General features: G+C 71.3%; 16 protein-coding genes and 4 pseudogenes. 12 read left to right on the top strand and 8 right to left on the bottom strand.

The annotated features are described in order from the left end of the window. From HYE82_RS39365 to HYE82_RS22610, 6 genes are all read right to left on the bottom strand, one after another. Positions 1-100 (bottom strand): transposase (locus HYE82_RS39365; RefSeq protein ID WP_369009814.1); only part of this gene is annotated, 100 nt, incomplete at its 3' end. A gap of 22 nt (positions 101-122) precedes the next feature. Next, on the bottom strand, positions 123-746 hold the full coding sequence (locus HYE82_RS22630; protein ID WP_179175963.1) for a hypothetical protein: 624 nt from the start codon (positions 744-746) through the stop codon (positions 123-125). 219 nt (positions 747-965) lie between these two features. Further along, positions 966-1445 (bottom strand): matrixin family metalloprotease, encoded by a 480-nt coding sequence (locus HYE82_RS39570; protein WP_369009819.1) that lies wholly within the window; start codon positions 1443-1445, stop codon positions 966-968. 641 nt (positions 1446-2086) lie between these two features. Beyond that, a complete protein-coding gene (locus HYE82_RS22620; RefSeq protein WP_179175961.1) occupies positions 2087-3340 on the bottom strand; it encodes a serpin family protein in 1254 nt (417 codons plus the stop codon). A gap of 9 nt (positions 3341-3349) precedes the next feature. Then, on the bottom strand, positions 3350-3841 hold the full coding sequence (locus HYE82_RS22615; protein ID WP_179175960.1) for a hypothetical protein: 492 nt from the start codon (positions 3839-3841) through the stop codon (positions 3350-3352). Between the two features lie 323 nt (positions 3842-4164). Further along, positions 4165-4380 carry a hypothetical protein gene (locus tag HYE82_RS22610; protein WP_179175959.1) on the bottom strand — a complete coding sequence of 72 codons (216 nt, stop codon included), beginning with the start codon at positions 4378-4380 and terminating at the stop codon, positions 4165-4167. Positions 4381-4813: 433 nt separating this feature from the next. Between HYE82_RS22610 and HYE82_RS22605 the strand changes: the two genes are divergently transcribed. Further along, positions 4814-5068, top strand: coding sequence for a type II toxin-antitoxin system Phd/YefM family antitoxin (locus HYE82_RS22605; protein WP_179175958.1), 255 nt, complete (start codon positions 4814-4816; stop codon positions 5066-5068). Further along, positions 5065-5175: pseudogene (locus HYE82_RS39360) on the top strand (type II toxin-antitoxin system RelE/ParE family toxin); the annotation flags it as partial. The gene HYE82_RS22605 and the pseudogene HYE82_RS39360, both read left to right, overlap by 4 nt. A 65-nt stretch (positions 5176-5240) precedes the next feature. Here HYE82_RS39360 and HYE82_RS22595 read toward each other — a convergent pair. Next, a pseudogene (locus HYE82_RS22595) lies at positions 5241-5336 on the bottom strand (hypothetical protein); the annotation flags it as partial. A 21-nt stretch (positions 5337-5357) separates the two neighbouring features. Here HYE82_RS22595 and HYE82_RS22590 point away from each other — a divergent pair. The 4 genes from HYE82_RS22590 (at position 5358) to HYE82_RS22575 (ending at position 9284) form a co-directional block, all read left to right on the top strand. After that, the gene (locus tag HYE82_RS22590) at positions 5358-6098 is read left to right on the top strand and encodes an AMP-binding protein (protein ID WP_309144413.1); all 741 of its coding nucleotides are present in this window, start codon (positions 5358-5360) and stop codon (positions 6096-6098) included. A 92-nt stretch (positions 6099-6190) separates the two neighbouring features. Then, positions 6191-7327, top strand: coding sequence for a beta-ketoacyl synthase N-terminal-like domain-containing protein (locus tag HYE82_RS22585; protein ID WP_179175957.1), 1137 nt, complete (start codon positions 6191-6193; stop codon positions 7325-7327). Beyond that, a complete protein-coding gene (locus tag HYE82_RS22580; RefSeq protein WP_179175956.1) occupies positions 7324-8298 on the top strand; it encodes a beta-ketoacyl synthase N-terminal-like domain-containing protein in 975 nt (324 codons plus the stop codon). The genes HYE82_RS22585 and HYE82_RS22580 overlap by 4 nt, the downstream gene beginning before the upstream one ends. Before the next feature lie 41 nt (positions 8299-8339). Next, positions 8340-9284 carry a thioesterase domain-containing protein gene (locus HYE82_RS22575; protein WP_256987550.1) on the top strand — a complete coding sequence of 315 codons (945 nt, stop codon included), beginning with the start codon at positions 8340-8342 and terminating at the stop codon, positions 9282-9284. A gap of 139 nt (positions 9285-9423) precedes the next feature. Here the strand turns inward: HYE82_RS22575 and HYE82_RS22570 are convergent, their stop codons facing one another. Then, positions 9424-9813 carry a hypothetical protein gene (locus HYE82_RS22570; RefSeq protein ID WP_179175955.1) on the bottom strand — a complete coding sequence of 130 codons (390 nt, stop codon included), beginning with the start codon at positions 9811-9813 and terminating at the stop codon, positions 9424-9426. A gap of 314 nt (positions 9814-10127) precedes the next feature. Between HYE82_RS22570 and HYE82_RS22565 the strand changes: the two genes are divergently transcribed. The 6 genes and pseudogenes from HYE82_RS22565 (at position 10128) to HYE82_RS22540 (ending at position 16693) form a co-directional block, all read left to right on the top strand. Beyond that, positions 10128-10274: a hypothetical protein gene (locus HYE82_RS22565; protein WP_179175954.1), complete on the top strand. Its 147-nt coding sequence runs from the start codon at positions 10128-10130 to the stop codon at positions 10272-10274. Between the two features lie 116 nt (positions 10275-10390). Further along, positions 10391-11407 (top strand): phosphotransferase, encoded by a 1017-nt coding sequence (locus tag HYE82_RS22560; RefSeq protein ID WP_256987549.1) that lies wholly within the window; start codon positions 10391-10393, stop codon positions 11405-11407. A gap of 432 nt (positions 11408-11839) precedes the next feature. Further along, positions 11840-13728 (top strand): annotated as a pseudogene (locus HYE82_RS22555) (ATP-binding cassette domain-containing protein). Between the two features lie 139 nt (positions 13729-13867). Then, positions 13868-14752 carry a phosphotransferase enzyme family protein gene (locus tag HYE82_RS22550; RefSeq protein ID WP_179175952.1) on the top strand — a complete coding sequence of 295 codons (885 nt, stop codon included), beginning with the start codon at positions 13868-13870 and terminating at the stop codon, positions 14750-14752. A 29-nt stretch (positions 14753-14781) separates the two neighbouring features. Then, positions 14782-15054: pseudogene (locus tag HYE82_RS38360) on the top strand (NUDIX hydrolase); the annotation flags it as partial. Positions 15055-15223: 169 nt separating this feature from the next. Then, positions 15224-16693 carry an MFS transporter gene (locus HYE82_RS22540; protein WP_309144412.1) on the top strand — a complete coding sequence of 490 codons (1470 nt, stop codon included), beginning with the start codon at positions 15224-15226 and terminating at the stop codon, positions 16691-16693. The last annotated feature ends 124 nt before the right edge of the window (positions 16694-16817 follow it).

Raw genomic sequence — 16817 nt, 5'->3', positions numbered from 1 at the left:
GCCGGTGATCACGCCACGGACGCCCACGCCCGTCCATGCGCGGCAGCAAGGGCTCTATCCGCTCCCACGCCGCATCCGTCAACTCGCCTCGACCTGCCACAAGATCAATTATCAGACAGGCCTTAGGCCCCGCTCTCGGCGGTCTCTCTGGCCGGAGGGGCGGAGACGACGACGGGGACGCCGAAGGACAGGAAGTCCGTCACCACGGTGGTGGCGCCCGCTGTCTGGGACAGCCGCACGGGCACGCCTTTGCCGTCCACCCAGACCTCGGCCACCATGTCGACACCGTTCGGGACCACGCCGTGCCAGGGCCTCTCGGCGTCCTGATGTAGCTTCCCCAGCGGGATGGTCGCCTTGTAGCGGGTGGCCGACCTGCCGTTCACATCTTGTTCGCCGACCCGGGCGACGTCCTTCGCCGACGTGAGGGCCGTGATCGCGGAGACGGCGTTCTCCGGCCCGCCGAGGGCCTCCGCGTCGGACGCCTCCCTCACCTCCGCGGCCTTGACCTTCAACCAGCGCTTGCCCTCAGGGTCGTCCTCGGTCTCGTAGAAGTACGAGTCCTGGACCAGGCGCACGGCGGCGGTGCCTCCCTTGCCGGCTTCCTCCAGCGCCGAACCGGCCGGCTTCCGAGCCTCCATGGTGTACCCGTTGGCCCACGAGTAGGCGCCCTTGATCTCCACCGGCCGGCCGCCGGTGTGTGGCGACGTCACCCGTACGCTGACCTCGGCCGCCCCTGCCTTCGCCACGGCGTCAGCCGTCTTCCCAAGGGGCCCGGCGGCGTCCGACTCCGCGGAACACCCCGCCACCCCCGCCCCCGCGAGCACCAGCGCCGCGAGACCACGCACAGCCCACCCTGCCTTCACAACCCCACCCCTGCCGTCAAACGGTCGACCACTTGCTGATCATGCCACCCCCCACTGTCATGAACGGACCAAATAGAGCGCCCGGCGCCCCCTGGGTGGCGCTCAGCAGCCGCCCGTCGCGTCGCGCGGCCAGCGGGTCGGCCCGTAGAGCTTCTGGACGGCTTCGATGTCCACAGCGGAGAGTTCGCGCCTTCCGTCGCCGCCGGAGGCGGTCATCACGGAGTCGGTGTCGGTAGTCGTGTGGCCCAGGCCCAGGGCATGGCCGATCTCGTGCACCGCGGCGGCCTGAAGCGGTGAGCAGGCCGGGCCTGTTCGTCCACGTGGGGGCTCGTTGAAATGGACGTCGCCAGCGAAGGATTCCGGTGCCGCCGCGGACGGCGCGGCCAGGCATGCCCGAGCACCAACGGGTTGTCGCCGAAGGGCGGCGTACCGAGGAAGGCGGGCGGATCGCCGTCCTCGCGGACGAGGGAGCCGACGAGATGTCCACGCGGTACCGCCGCGTGAGCGCCTGCACGGCCCGCACCTGTGTACGGTCGAAGGCCGGTCCGAAGCGGACCGCCAAGGCGAGCGCCTGCACGGCACCGCTCACCGCGAGCGGCGGGGGGACGTGCGTGAACGTCAGCGAAGTCACCGCGGCCCATGTGGCGAAGGCCTGCGAGACCGCGGACGTCACCTGCGCCGGTGACAGATCGGAGGTGCGGCGCATGAACCCGTAGGTCAGGTCCGTGCGCGGCCAGGCTCGGATCGTGGGCACGGCCCGGGGCACCGCCGTCGTGCCGGGCAACAGGTCCGGCACCCCGCAGCGCGGCCGGCGCAGCTGCGCCAGGGCGTGCTCGCCCGCCTCGCCGTCGGCTTCGAGCCCGAAGAACTCCTGGTTTACCGGCGCACCGCGTCGCCCCGCAGCTCGTCGTAGTGGTCGGCGCGCGGAGTGCGGCGTCTACCCCAACTACGCAAGTACGCGTACAGCACCGCGACCTTGGGGCCGTGATCGCCCCTCTTCAGGGGCTGCAGCGGAGCCTTCAGCATCCGCGCCTCCCGGCGGCGGTGCGGTCGGCCGCCACACGAAGAACGGGCTCGGCCTCGGCCTCAGGGGAGCGACGACCACGCGCCTGGCCCCCGCTTTGCAGCAGGGGATCACCGCGGATTGGTGCTGGTTCCACCCTATGAGCCACCCGAGCCGGCGCGACTTCGTGGCAGGGCAACACCGCCCGCTCACCCCCCGCCTACGCCCACTTCTCGTCCTCCCACTCCTCGTCGTCCCAGTCCTCCTCGTACTCCGCCTCGGCGTAGGCGAGCGGCTCGGCCACCCACCCCGCGGCAAGCACGAGCCGGGAGGACCGCTGCACGGCGAGAAAGCCGAACGGCCGATGGAACCGGACGTCGATGGTCCGTACACGATACGGAAGCGGTGGCAGCCAGCCGCCCGCCGCCGCGCCGAAAGCGGTGACGGCGGCCGCCTCGAACCCCTTCGCGTGGAACCGCGCCATGGCCGACTGGCTGCCCGACTCGATGAGGAGCGGGTCGCGGCTGACCCCGGGGAAGTGTCCGGCGGCCGCGCGCGTGCGGGCCGTCTCCAGGCCGAACAGCCCGGCGTGCTCCAGGAGGTCGTGCTCGGCGTCGACGGAGAAGGCGACGGTGTCGACGCTCAGCCGCGGCTCGGGCCGGTACGCCGCCCCGACGCCGACCCGGAGTCCCGGTCCGGGCGTGCCCTCGGGCAGGGAGAAGCCGTCCACCCACGGCACGGCGCGGGTCGCGGCGGCGATGCCGCCGGCCAGCACCCGCCCGGCCGCGGCGTCCGGGGCGCCGAGAACGAGGTGGACGTCCACCCCTGCGTCGCCGACCACCTCCAGCACGGTGACGGGCCCGGCGGGCGTCCCCGCCACCCGGACGCGGTGCAGCAGCGAGGTCGTACGGAGCAGCCGCAGGACCTCCCGGTCGGCCCACGGACCCTCCGGGATGGTTCCCGGCCACTCCCGGAACGGCCGTATCCAGCGGAGCCGCAGCGCCAGGGCGGACGCCAGGACCAGCCTGGTGTGCTCGGTCAGCTGCACCGGCATCCGCTCGATGAGGCCGCCCGTCCGCGCGGTCGCCCACTCGTCGAGCAGCTTGCGGTCGGCGGCCCGGTCGCCGGTGAGCCCACCCCGGGCCCCCTCGGGCAGCCGGGCCGCCCACTCCGGATCGAGCGGCAGGTCCGCCCGCGCCCACAACCCGGCGGCGGCCTCCAGACCCCGTACGCGCCCCAGCGCCGCCAGCAGCTCCCGGGCCGCAGCCGAGGCCCCGTCCGCGGGTATGCCGAGCGCCCCGGCCAGTTCCGCCCGGGCCGGGCCGCCCGCCCCGTCCGCCAGCAGGGCCAGCAGCGGCCAGACCCCGGCGGCGGTCAGCACGGTTCCGGTACGCCCGTCGGGCGCGACCGCGGCTTCGGCCCAGCGGCTGGTCAGCCGGTTGACCGCACGGACCGTCGAATTCCTCGCACTCATGCGCGGAGCCTACGGGGAGGCCGCCGCCGCCCCGCAACGGTTTTCCGCCCTCCGGCACCGCCGGCCGACGGGCGGCCCCGGCTCCGTCGTGGGCGGCCTGCCGTACCTGGCCGTACACGACAACTGCTCAAGGTGCCGTGCCGCCCACGAATCCAGGTCGGCCGGAGCGTCCATGCTCAGGGCCGCCCAGCCGGTGAGCCACCGCCCGGCCAGTTCCGTGATCGGCCGGGCGCCGGACAGCGGTGACGGGGTCAGAGCGCGCCCGGCTCGCCCCACGGCTTCCACCGCCCGCACGGTGTCCTCGGCGCCGGGAGCGAGGACCGGCATCGTGCCAGGGATGTCCTCCAGGCACAGCCGCCACCAGCCCCCGCTCTCCTCGGGTGCCGACCACCACAACACCCCGGGACCCACCCCTTCGGGAAGGATCCGGGTGACGGTGACTTCGTCGGCGTACTGCGGCGCGAACGGATGCCCGGCGTCCATGCCCTTGAGGAAACACACGCCGTCCATCCTCAAGGAGCAGGCGGGAGGCCACCCCGGGAGTGAACCCACCCGTCTTCCCCTCCGCCTGAACCACCACCGCCCCCAGACGGGACTCGACGTACGCGCGAACACCGGAAGGCAAGGACACCCACTCCGGCCGGACAGAAGTAGCAGCCATCGACGCCTCTCAGGAAGTCGGGGTGCCCGTACGGTAGCGCTCCGGCCACGCCGAGCGCGCCCGGGCTTCCTCCAGCGGGTCTTGTTCTCGGGCGGGGGCTGGTCGGCAAGCGGGGCGACGGCTGTCACTAGCGGTACACCATGACCGCACTTTCCTGCTGACATCACGGTGCGTTGGAGTCGTCTGCCTGACTCCGCTGAGGGTCTGAGTCGTTCTTGGAGAAGGGGTGCAGGCTCAGGAGATCCCTGGCTGCCTTTCCCCGCATGCTGCTGGGGCAGATCAGCACGATCATCACCAGCAGGACGTAGGAGCCTGCCATGGTGCAGGCGAGGATGAGAGCGGCGCAGCTGCCGCTGTGAAGGAGATCGTAGATGGACATCGGATCGCGCGCCGAGTCGGAGGGGAGCGACCGGGCGCCAGGGCGCTCGCGGTCACGCGGACGGGCCAAAGGCGCTCGTTCGGTGTGAGAGTCACGGGAGGCTCCTTGAGCAGGAACGGGATGGGGCGGGTAAGTGGGCGACGCGCAGCCAGGCTGCACATCAATGACTTCATTGCGCCTGAACCACAGGACGGGGTCATGTCACGGAAACTCGTGACTTGACAGGCGCGCGGAACAGGAGGGGTGCGATCAGGAGAGTCGTGCGGCCGACGTGCAAGGGCCCTTCCTTCCGTCCGGCCCGCCGATCGTTTCCGGGCCTTCGCACCCAGCCATGGCCGTCTTCCGGTGGGACATTGAGAATGTGATCTCGGCAGGGCTGGAAGCGTCCACGTTCCGCGGGGCATGACAGCGCGCGAAGTGTACAGTTCTGTACATGAGTGAGACTCTGCCGATCACCGAGGCGCGGGCGAAGTTCGGCTCGCTGGTCCGCCGCGCGTCCCACGCGCGGGAACGCATCACGATCACCGACCACGGCCAGCCGGCGGCCGTACTCATCAACCCCCAGGAGCTCGCCGACCTCGAGGATGCCCTGGCCCTGGCCCTGTACCGGGAGCGCCAGTCCGCCGGCGCCGCGCGAGCCATCGCGCATGACGACGTCCGCGCCCGCCTCGGTCTGGAGCGTGGGTGACGTACGCGATCGTCTGGGACGAGACCGCCATCGACGCGGCCGCCCGGTTTCTCAAGGACGACCCCGTCGGGCTGCGGCAGCTGATGGACGCGGTCGACCTCCTTGCCGAGTGGACGTCGACCGGCCCGCGGATGAGCGCGACGCGGGAGCCGGCCGCCAAAGGGCACAGGACGGAATTGCCGAAGCCGTAGCCGAAGGACATCCTCGCGGTGGACAGCACGGTGTCCTCGGGGGTCAGCGCCAGGACCGTGCCGATGCCGTCGGCCATTGCCGCGATCGCACCCGCCGAGTGCCGCACTCCCTTGGGCATGCCTCCTTCGCCGCCGCGCTGCAGCACTACCGACCCACCGTGCTGTTCTCCGTCCCACGGCTGTACGCCGCGCTGCTGAATGCCTCCGGGACGGCACTCGCCTCCGAGCGTGTCGACTCCGTGCGGCTGTGCGTGTCGGCGGGCGAGAATCTGCCCGCTCCGCTCAGCGAGCGGATCCGCGCCGCCTTCCAGGCCGGGCTGTTCAACGGTCTCGGCGCCACCGAGGTGCTCTACACGGTCGTCGGCACGCCGCCGGGGAATGAGCAGTCGGGGACCTTCGGGGTGCCGGTGCCCGGGGTCACCGCGACCGTCCGCGCTGCGGACGGCCTCCCCGTCGCCGACGGCCAGGAGGGCCGGCTGCACATCGCCGGCCCGACCGTAGCCCTCGGCTACATCGGCCGGCCGGAGGCCGCCGCGGTGACCTTCGCCGACGGCGGCGCCTATACCGGCGACGTGGTGCGCCGTGCGCCGGACGGCACGTTCACCCATCTGTGCCGCGCCGATGACCTGCTCAACCTGGGCGGCTACAAGGTCTATCCGCGTGAGATCGAGAGCGTCATCCGCGGCGTGGAAGGGGTCCAGGACTGCGTGGTGGTTGGCGGCCGCGATGGTGACGGCCTGGAGCAGGCCGTGGCGTACCTGGTGGCCCGGCCGGGATCCGACGAGGCCGTGGTGCGGCGCGCGGTGACCACCGCGATCCGTGGCGGCCTCGCCGCCTAAAAGCGGCCTGCCCGTCTGGAGTTCCTCGACGAGCTCCCGACCACGTCGACCGGCAAGCTGGCCGCCTTCGAGCTGAGGCAGGCGGCACAATCGTGACCTGGGACATTACGGGCATGGCCGCCGTCGCCAACATCGGCGCCAGCCCCCAGGAGATCTTCGCCGCTCTGTGCGCGGGCCAGGAGAGCCGCACGCCCCTGAGGGCGTTCGACCCGGACAAGTACCGGGCGGCCTACGCCTACGAGATCGACGACCGGCCCGAGGGCGGCGGCGACATACCGCGGCGCGCCACCCGCTGGCTCACCACCGTCGTTCGTCAGGCGGTCGCCGACGCGGGCCTGGGCGAGGACCTGTCCCAGGTACCCGTGCTGGTCGGAACGACCATGCGTGAGCAGCGCAGCCTCGAACTGTGGTGGCGTGACGACGCGGACGTCGCCCTCGAAGACCTGCACTTCGGCACCGCCTTGAAGGCGGCCTTCGGGGCGTCCACCACGTACACCTTCGCCAACGCCTGCTCCGCCACGCTGTACGCGCTCGGCCTGGCCACCGACATGATCGAGGCTGGCATGGCCGACACGGTTGTCGTCGCGGGCACCGACGCTGCCACCGAGAGCGGCTTCGGCACGCTCGACCGGGTACAGAACGACATCCCCGACGCGCTGCGCCCCTTCGACGCCACGCACAAGGGCATGCTGATGGGTGAGGGTGCGGCGGCCGTCGTCGTCCAGCGCGCTGGCACTGGCAGCGCGGCCGTGCACGCCCGGGTGCGCGGTGTGTCCATGAACTGCGACGCTCACCACGCCACCGCGCCCGACCCCGACGGCATCACCCGCGCGATGCTCGACGCCTACCGCAGAGCAGGGGTGCGGGCGCAGGACATCGACCTGGTGATGCTGCACGGCAGCGGCACTCCCCTCAACGACGCGACGGAGTCGAGCGTCCTGCGCCGCATCTTCGACGGCGCCGGACCCGGTCCGCGGATGACCGCCATCAAGGCGATGACCGGCCACACCCTGGGCGGCTCGGGACTCCTCAGCCTCGTGATGGCGGTGCTCGCCATGAAGGAAGGAACGGTACCCCCGGTCCTCGGACTCACCGATCCGATCCCCGAGGCCGCAGGACTGGGCCTGGTGCAGGGCTCCCCCGCAGTCGGCGACCTGGCCATCGCTCAGATCGACGCGTTCGGGTTCGGAGGGATCAACGCCGTCGCGATCGTGGAGGCAGCCCGATGAACACGACGAGCACCGCACCCATGAGGAACCTGAACGTCCGGGGGGTCGTCGTCACGGGCATCGGACTGGCGCTCCCCGGTGTGGCGACGTACGGCGACCTTCTCGGACCGCTGCCCGGCGAGGGCGGATTCGACCCGGCCACCAGACTCCGCGGGCGCGAGCTGCGCCACAAGGACCGCGCGTCCCGGCTCGCCCTGCGGGCCGCCGAGTTCGCCCTCCACGACGCGGGCCTGACCGACGCCGGCGCCGACGCCGCGTTCACGGGCGCGGCTGATGCGACCGCCGTCGTGGTCAGTACCAACCTGGGCAACGCGGACAGCGTCTGCGCAGGCACCGACACGATCGTCAGAGAAGGTGTCAGGGGCCTCAGCCCGCTGGGCCTGCCCCAGACCTCAAGCAACGTCATCGCCGGCTGGGTGGCCATCCGCTACGGGCTGCGCGGCCCCAACCTCACCGTCTGCAACGGCGTCACGAGCGGGCTGGACGCCCTGGCCTGGGCCCGGAATCTCATCGTGGCGGGGCGCGCCGAAGCAGCCGTCGTCGTCGGCGTCGAACCCGCCAACGACGTGACGGCGAAGCTGCTCGGCGAGCAGTCCACCGACGCGGCGGTCGCCGTCGTCCTCGAACCGGTGGACGCAGCCGCTTCCCGTGGCGCACGGCCGCGCGCCACGATCGCCGGGTACGCGCGGGCCCGGGACCTCGCCGCGGCGCTGACCTCCGCCGGTGTGACGGAGGAGAGATCCGTCGGATTGTGGCTCGGGGACGCAGCGGGCGCCGGGGCGAACCAGCTGCTCGCAGCCACGCGCCGGATCGACCTGGAAGCCCAGATGGGCCCGCTGTCCGGGGCGCTGGGCGTCCTGCAGTGCACCGCCGCGGCTGCCCACTTCGAGGGCGGCGCCAGCGGGGACGTGCTCGCCGCGGCCGGAGGCCCTCGTCACGACGCGGCAGCTGTCCTGCTGCTGACCCCTTGACCGACCACTCGTCCATCCACGCAGGAGCCGGGGGAACACCCATGACCAATGCGACCGTGAACATCGAGGATCTCCGCGCCCTGATAGCCGGCGTCCTGGAGGTCGAACCCGAGGAGGTCACCGACGAGGCGCACTTCACCGACGAGCTCGACATCGACTCGCTGCTGATGCTCGAGATCTCCACCCGCGTGGAGACCGCGTTCGGCGTCCCGGAGAACACCGTGGTCGTCAGCGGTGCCAGGACCCTCGCCGAGCTGCACGCCTTCGTCGTCTCGAAGCTCATCGGCGAGATCGGCGAGACGTCTTCCCCGGTCATCCGCCCGAGGCCGGTGATCGACCCAGCCGTACGCCTGTTCCTGTTCCACCACGCCGGCGGCTCGCACCTGCTCTACCGGGGCTGGGTGGAGCACTTCCCGAAGGACTGGGAACTGTGCCTCCTGGAGGTCCCCGGCCGAGGCCACCTGCAGGCGCTGCCGCTGATCGACGACTGCGACCGGCTGGTCGACTACGTCCACACCGCTATCGCTCCCCGGCTCGACCGGCCCTTCGGGTTCTTCGGCCACAGCCTGGGCGCACTCGTCGCCTACCAGCTCACCCGCCGACTTCACGACGAGGGGGACCCGCTCCCCACCTGGCTGGGTGTGTCCGCCTTCGGCGCCCCGCAGGCCGAGGCCAACGCCGCCGGCCGCCCTCACCGGATGTCCGACGAGGAACTGCGCGGCTGGCTGCGGAGCGTCGGCGGCAGCCAGCCGCAGCTCCTCGACAACGACGACGTCTGGCACCAGTTTGCCCCGGTGTTCCGCAGCGACTTCAAACTCCTGGACACCTGGGCCCCTCCCCGCGACCCCGAGCCGCTGCCGTTCCGCTCTCCGCATTCGGGGGCCGCCGGGACAAGCTGCTCGGCGAGGACCGGCTGCTCGCCTGGCAAGCGTTCACCACGCACTTCCGCGGACTCGAGAGGTACGAGGGCGACCACTTCTACGTGATGGACCACCGGCAGTCTCTCGCTGCGGCCATCACGGCCGCGATGCGTTCGGCCGCTGCATGAGCTCGCGTTCACGACCACGCCATCCGCTGGATGATCAAGTCCAAGAGGGTGCCGGCGGAGGGCGCGGGGGCGGGCCCTCAGGCGTCGGGATCGACTTCGGGGTGCGTGAAGCGCACGGGCCTGCCCAGCGACCGGGCGTAGGCGATTTCGGCCCGCGTGCTGTCCCCGATGTAGTTGCCGACCACTAGCACCTCGTCGGCGAGCAGGATCTTCGACCGGTGCAGTTCGTCGAGCCGAGTCTTCAGCGCCTCAGCCTCGACAGGATCGGACCAGAGCTCGTCCGGCGACTTCAGGTCGCAACCAGGCTTGACGACAATCCGTCCGGCCTTGGTCTCCCGCACATCGGCCTCAACCATCTCGGCCATGAAACGAGTGGAGCCGCAAATCGCAACAATTCGAGGGAAACCCAGCAGCTTCTTCGCCTCGGCGAGCTTCTCCGCGGGGTTGATCACTTGCGGCGACGACACTGGTTCCTCCTGGTGGTGCGGCCCGAGGGATGCCTGCGGAGACGAGAACGAAGGCGTCCAAGATCATCCTCTGGCCCCCTACCTGGTGCCGTGGCGCCCGCCGGCCGGCCCTGCGCCCCGCCTCTGCGAGGCCGAACCGGTCCTCTCACCATGGAAGGCCGGCGCCGGATACCGCGTTCGTCGCCTCGATCGGCCGAGTCACGCGGCGGGGAGCCGCGGTGCCGGCTCGGTGGGCCGGTCCCCCGCCGGCAGCTGGGTCGGTGCCGGATCGGCCCCGGGTACTGCGACACCCCGAACGAGGGAGGCGCAGGCAGATGACCGCATTGACGGAGCGTTGGACCGCGATCTTGCGGCCCCTGTGCACCCGGCGCGGCCCGCCGCAGCTCGGTGAGCACCGGGCGGCAACGGTCCACGCCCGCGTCCTGATCGTCCCGGCCGTCGGCCGCCCGCCCATCATCTGATCGCCACCGCTGTGCGCTTCGCAGAGGAGACCATGTCCACCCCATCTCAGCAGCCCGCCGCCCATCCCGTCGCCGCGCCGGCCACACCCGGCCGTACCGCGGAGAGGGACCAGATTATGGCGATCGCCGACACGCTGGTGCTCGCGTACGGGCTGCACCCGGCAGACATCACGCGTATCCCGGAGGGCACCGCGACGGACAACTACGCCGTCGTGGACCAGTCGGGCTGGCGGCACTTCGCCAAGGTCTACCGCACTCGCGAGCACTTGGATCTGGAGCGGGCGTCGGTCGAACTGTCCGAGTACTGCGCCGACGGAGGTGTCGCGACCGCGCGGGCAACCCGCACGCGCGAGCACGATCTCATCGCGACCCGCGGCCCCCTGGCGATGTCCCTGTGGTCGTACGTGCCGCACACCGCGACCGCCGAAGGCGGCCTGAGGGGTGCACGGTGGGCAGCCGTCGGCACAGCGATGGGCCGCCTCCACCGTCGGCTCGCCGCTCACCGCGCCGCCGCACCCACCCTGGAACCTGGCGCCGCGGTGTGTGACGTGGCTACCGCACGAGACCGCTATGAGGATCTGATTCTCGCGTTCCAGAGCAAGCCCAGGCTTGGGGAGTTCGAGGCATGGTCGTTGCAGGCGACGCGTGAACGGCAAGCTCTCTTGGGTGGCGTCGAGCGCATCCTTGCTTCGCTTCCACCGCTGACGGTCCAGATCCTGCACGGCGACCTGTCCGGCCCCAACGTCTTGCTGAAGGACGACGATGCCGCCGCGTTCGTGGACTTCCGACCGCCCACACTCTGGTACCCCGCCTGGGAAATTGCGCGTCTGGGCTGTGACCCCAGCAGCGTGCTGGCCAACGGTGTGGAGCGCTGGCTCACCGGATACACCGATCTCACCTTGGCCTACCGGGACGCCAACCCCAAGGCGTCCGCGAACGACCTCGTGTACTCGCTCCGTGTGGGCTGTGCAGCCGTGCTCTGCTCGACGTTTCCGTTCTCGGCACCAGTGAAGCGGCCGCACATCGTCGATGCCGCACTTGAGTCCTACGGCAGGGCGCGGCACGAGGCTGATCTGATGCTGCTGGACCAGCTACCTGTCTTGGAGGAGGCCCTGCGTAACACTCTTCGCTGAGTTCATGACCCTCATGGCCACACAAGCCGCAGGCCCGGCGCCGGCTGGCGGCCTCGGCGTCCCGCACCGGGGCCTGCATCCCCGCCCAGCAGACCGGCCAGTTCGACACGGTCAAGAACACCGCCGTCCCGGCCGCCGCGCAGCCGGACGTCACCGTCGACGGTGGCCGGCCGCGGTCGGGGTCACCGGCGGCTGGAAGGAGCGGGCCCCGTGATCGTCGACCACGGGGCCCGTGGGGACACCACTGTCGGCGATTCGGCCAACCGCACTGCTTCATAAACCTGTTGCGGGGATTGGGTCCGTGCATTCTCCATGCGGCCCCAGCCGCTCTATCTCGGGAAATCCGAAGCGACTCAAATACACCAGTTCGATATCTCGGCGCGGTCGTTGAGCCTCACGACGACGCCGGACGACCGTTTAGGGGGACCCGCCTTGACCTCGGCCGCAACGAACGAACAGCAGAAGACCGTGCCTCCGCCGCCCCTGCCAGCGGAGATCACGTACAGCGGGCAGTACTCCGTCAATCCGCTCGCCGAGGTCTCCTTCCGGCGGATGTGCGCCCAGATCCCGGCCGTCCTGGGCCGGATCGCGCGGCTGTCGTGGGGGACCGACCGGCGGGCTGTGCAGCTCCTGCTCGGCTGCCAGGTGGTCACCGGCGTCTCTGCCGCCGTACTGCTGGCCGCCACGGCCCGCGCCATGGCACCGGTCCTTGGGGACGGGACCGCCGGCGAGCGGCTGCGCGGCGCCCTGCCGGCGCTGCTGGTGGTGGCGCTCGCCGCCGCGCTGGCACGCGCTGCGGGAGCGGTCGCCGCGTACGCCGAGCGGCGGATCACTCCGCGGCTGACCACGGAGACGGACACCGCGCTGGTCGAGGCGGTGTGCCGGGTGGAGGCCTCGGCCTACGCGGAGGACGGCTTCTCGGACCGGCATGAGGCGGCCGAGATGGGGGTGATCCGTACGCACGTCATGGTCACCGACGCTCAGCGGTTCCTGTCCGCGGTGATCCGCATGGTCACCGCCGGCGGCGTGCTGTCGGTGCTGAACCCGTGGATCTTACCGCCGCTCCTGCTCGCGGTGCTGCCGGCCGGCGTCGGCGCCGTGCTGACCGCCCGGGTGGACTATGAGATCCACTACGCCAACATCGCCGACCGCAACGTGCGCGGCATGATGCGCTGGTGGGCGACCGAGTCGAAGTACGGCGACGAGGTCCGCGCCAACTCGATGACGGACTACCTCATCTACTGGTACCGGGCTCTATCTGACCGGTGCGACCGGCGCACCCTGGCCGCCGCGCCGCGGACCCTGCGGATCGCCCTGCTGTCCGCGCTGGCCGGCGGTGTCTTCCTCGTCGCGACCTGGGGCGCGTTGGCGTGGCTGGCGGTCTCCGGCCGGGTCGAGCTCGCTGTGGCGGCGACGGCGGTCATCGCCGTGCAGACCACGCTCGCCGCGCTGTCCCAGATGGTTATCAACGGCGCCGCGGTCTTCCATACCAGCCTGTACCTCAGTGACATGCAGGCCTTCCTCGACGATGCCGCTGCCCGCGCCCCCAAGCGCGGCCCCCGCGCGCATGCCGCGCCGACCGAGGAGATCCGGCTCGAGGAGGTCGTCTACCAGTACCCGGGTAAGGACAAGCCCGCCGTGGACGGTGTCTCGCTTGCTCTGCAGCGCGGGCAGATCCTCGCGATCGTCGGTGCGAACGGGTCGGGGAAGTCCACGCTCACCCGGCTGCTGACCGGGATCTACCTGCCCGACAAGGGCACGGTCACGTGGAACGGCACCGACCTTGCCGAGATGGACCCCGCCACGGTGTGGGCGACTACCGGCCTGGTGCCGCAGATCTTCGCCCAGTGGCCGCTGCGGGTCCGCGAGAACGTCACCCTCGGCCAGCCCCGCACCACGACGACGCCCCCGTGTGGGAGGCCGTCGACGCTGTCGGCCTGCGCGAGGCCCTTGAGGACCTGCCCGCTGGTCTCGACACCCTCCTGGCCCGCGACGTCTTCGGCGGCTCGGAACTCTCCGGCGGGCAGTGGCAGCGAATCGCCTGTTCAAGGGCCCTGTACAGGCGCCCGGGGCTGCTGATCCTCGACGAGCCCACCTCCCAGATGGACCCCCGCGGCGAGCACCAGATCTTCGAGCAGATCAAGGCCATCGCCGCGGACCGCATCACGATCATGGTCACCCACCGCCTGGAGAACACCAAGATCGCCGACCACATCATCGCGATGGAGCACGGCCGGATCACCGAACAGGGCAGGTACGACGACCTCGTCCACGCCGACGGAACCTTCGCCGAACTGCTGGAACTCTCCCAGGACCGCTGATCACCTTCGCCCCCACCCGTCCCGCCGCGCGGCGGGACGGGCACCACCAAGGAGGAGCCGTGCCCCCATCCCCCACCGCTGCCGATGGCCGCGACCCCCGTTCCTTGCCCGCTTCGCGACCGAGCGCGAGGTGCGCGGCGTGAGGCAGACGAAACCGCTGCCCGCGACGGTGCAGCGCTGGGCGGAGCAGCGGATCGGGCCCGTCGTGGCCGTACACGACGCCTCGCACGACTGGGACCGCTCCCGGGTGTGGGAGCTGGAGGTCGAAGGCGGATCCTGCGCGTATGTGAAGGTCTCGCCCAGCAAGAAGTTCTTCACCCGCGAGAGCCGGGCCTACCGCCACATCGTCCCCGCGCTCGGCCACAGCCGGGCGCCCCACCTCATCGACAGCCGTGCGGAGGACCTTCTCCTGCTGCTCACCGCGGTGCCCGGCGCCCCGGCGAAGGGGCTCGGCCTGAGCACCGACGAGTGGCGGGCCGTGCACAGGCAGGCCGGCGCGCTGACGGCCCGCCTCCACGAAGCCGGTGAACTCGACCGCGCCGACCGGGCGGAGGCCGAGGCGTCCCTGGAAGCCGCCGCCAACGGGGCAGAGAAGTACCTGGCCCGCGCCGGGGATCGGCTCACCCAGGACGAGCAGCAGGCGATCCGTGACCATGCCGCCCAGCTCCGCCGCGTCGGCCCGGTGCCGGTCGGATACATCCACGGCGACAACCAGCCGCGGAACTGGCTGTGGTCCGAGGCCGGACTGGCCCTCGTTGACTTCGAAAGGACCCGGCCGGCCGCCCGCGTCCAGGACCTCGTCATCCTCACGGTCACCCAGTGGCTCGACCACCCCGACCGCGAGAAGGCGTTCCTCCAGTCGTACGGGCGAGAACTCACCGATGCCGAGCGGCACGCCCTGCGCTGCCTGACCGCGCTGGACGCCGTCAACTGCCTGGCCTGGGGCCCGGACAACAACGACCCAATGGTCACCGCCCGGGGCCGGAGGACCCTGGATCGGCTCATGAGGGAGAACCGGCCGTGAGCGACATCCACCGGAGCATCGCCCACGTCATGGTGCTCATCCAGCGTCCCGGCGGCGGGCGGGTGCTCACCGTCCGGCACCAGCCGCACTCGTGGCATTCTCCCGGCCTGCTGACCGTCATCGGCGGTCGGCTCGAAGCCGGCGAGTTCCTCGACGAAGGCGCAGCGCGCGAGCTTGCCGAGGAGACCGGGATCCGCATCACCCCGGACCGGCTCGAGTTCTGCCAGCTTGCCCATCTCCACGCCGCGGACGGCGAACGGGTGGTGGGCGCCGTGTTCCTCGCCCGGAGCTGGGAGGACGAGCCGTACAACCGTGAGCCAGGCACCCACAGCGAGCTGGTCTGGGTCGATCCCACCAGCCCTCCCCCGACTGCCACCCCTTCACCCACGAGGTCCTGCGCCACTTCGTCGCCGGACGCCCGTACGCGAATGTCGTTGCCCCGGAACTGGCGGAGGACGGAAGTGACGCCCCGTGACGGTTGCCGCCCGGGCCTCGCGGACCACCGCGTGGACGATCCCGGCCTACCGGTACCTGCTCGGAAGCGAGGCCGCGAGTCTGTCCGGGTCGGCGGTGAGCACCATTGCCCTGCCAGCGCTGGCCATCCTGGAACTTCACGCCAGCACCTGGGAGGTGGCGAGTCTGGCGTTCCTCGGTCAGCTCCCCAGCACGCTCGCGCTGTGGGCCGGCGCCCTGTCGGACCGGTACACGAAGCGCACTCAGCTCATTCTCTCGGACCTTGCGGCGGCTGCGGCGCTCGCCACTGTCCCGGCCGCCGCCCTGGCTGGGATGCTCACGGTCGGGCAGCTGTACGGGGTGACGCTCGTGCTCGGCGCGGCCAAGGTGGTGCACGACGCTGCAGGGATCAGCCTGCTGCCGAGCATCGTCGCACCGCACCTGCTGCACGACGCCAACTCCAGGCTGGGCGCGGCGTCCTCGGTGGCCGACAGCGCGGGCAGCAACGCGGGCGCCGCGCTCGTCGGCGCCATGGGACCGGCGCGGTCGGTCCTCGCCGACGTCGTCTCCTTCCTGATCTCGGCCACACTGGTATGGCGTATCCCTGCGCCCGAGCCGCGCCTTCACCCCGCCGAGGCGGCCGAGGGCCGTCGCGGTCTCGGGCAGGACATCGCCGCGGGTGTGCGGTACGTGATCGGACAGCCCGTGATCCGCACGGTGATCGCGGCCCTCGCCTTGCTGTCCTTCGGCCTGGCGGTGATGAACACCTTCTGGGCGTATTACCTTCTCACCACGCTCGGCGCCTCCCCGACCGCATTCGGGGTGATCATGGGAGTGGGCGGCATGGGGAGCCTGGCTGGTGCGCTGCTCGCGCCGAAGATCGCGACCCGGTTCGGCGTCGGACCGACGATCATCACCGGGTTCGCGATCAGCCCCCTCGCTCAGGTGCCGCTGCTCCTGGCCGGGCCCGGCCGCGGCTGGCAGATCGTCCTGGCGGGGATGCTCGCCGCACTTGTTCTGGGCGACCGCGTCAGGGGTCAGCCAGCGATCCCTACGCCAGATCCTGTGCGACCCGCGTTTCCAGGGCCGGATGCAGGCGGCCAGCACCACGGTGACCGCCGGAAGCCGCCCCCTGGCCGCCGCAACCGCCGGCGCCCTCGCGGTCCTCCTCGACGTCCGGGCCGTCCTCGCCGTCGGCGCGCTCATTCAGACCCTCCCCGTCGTCCTGCTGCTCACCTCCGTCATCCGCACCCTGCGGGACATGCCCGCCCCGCCCGACACCGCAGCCGTGCCGCCCGCCCGAGAAGGAGAGCCGTGACCGCCACCGCATCCACCGCGAGCGCCGCCTACTGGGAACCGCTCTGGGCAGACGGCCGCCATTACCGGCAGCTGTGCGAAGACGAGAAGCGGCTGATTGGCTTTGTTCACGTTCAGCAGCAGCGTTTGTCCACCTGGTGGGGAGGCAGTGGGCGATCGGAGCGCGCGTGAGCCTGTTCCGCTTTGACGGACACCATCGGTGTGGTGGTCAGGCCGCGAGGGCGGCCTCGTAGTCGGCGGGTGTGCGGTAGCCGAGGCTGCTGTGCAGCCTCCGCAAGTTGTACCAGCTCTCGAT

It is taken from the genome of Streptomyces sp. BR123 (genome assembly GCF_013401435.1).
Taxonomy (GTDB): Bacteria; Actinomycetota; Actinomycetes; order Streptomycetales; family Streptomycetaceae; genus Streptomyces.
The sequence above is the reverse complement of the archived record's forward strand: the minus strand, read 5'-3'. Positions and strand labels throughout refer to the sequence as shown.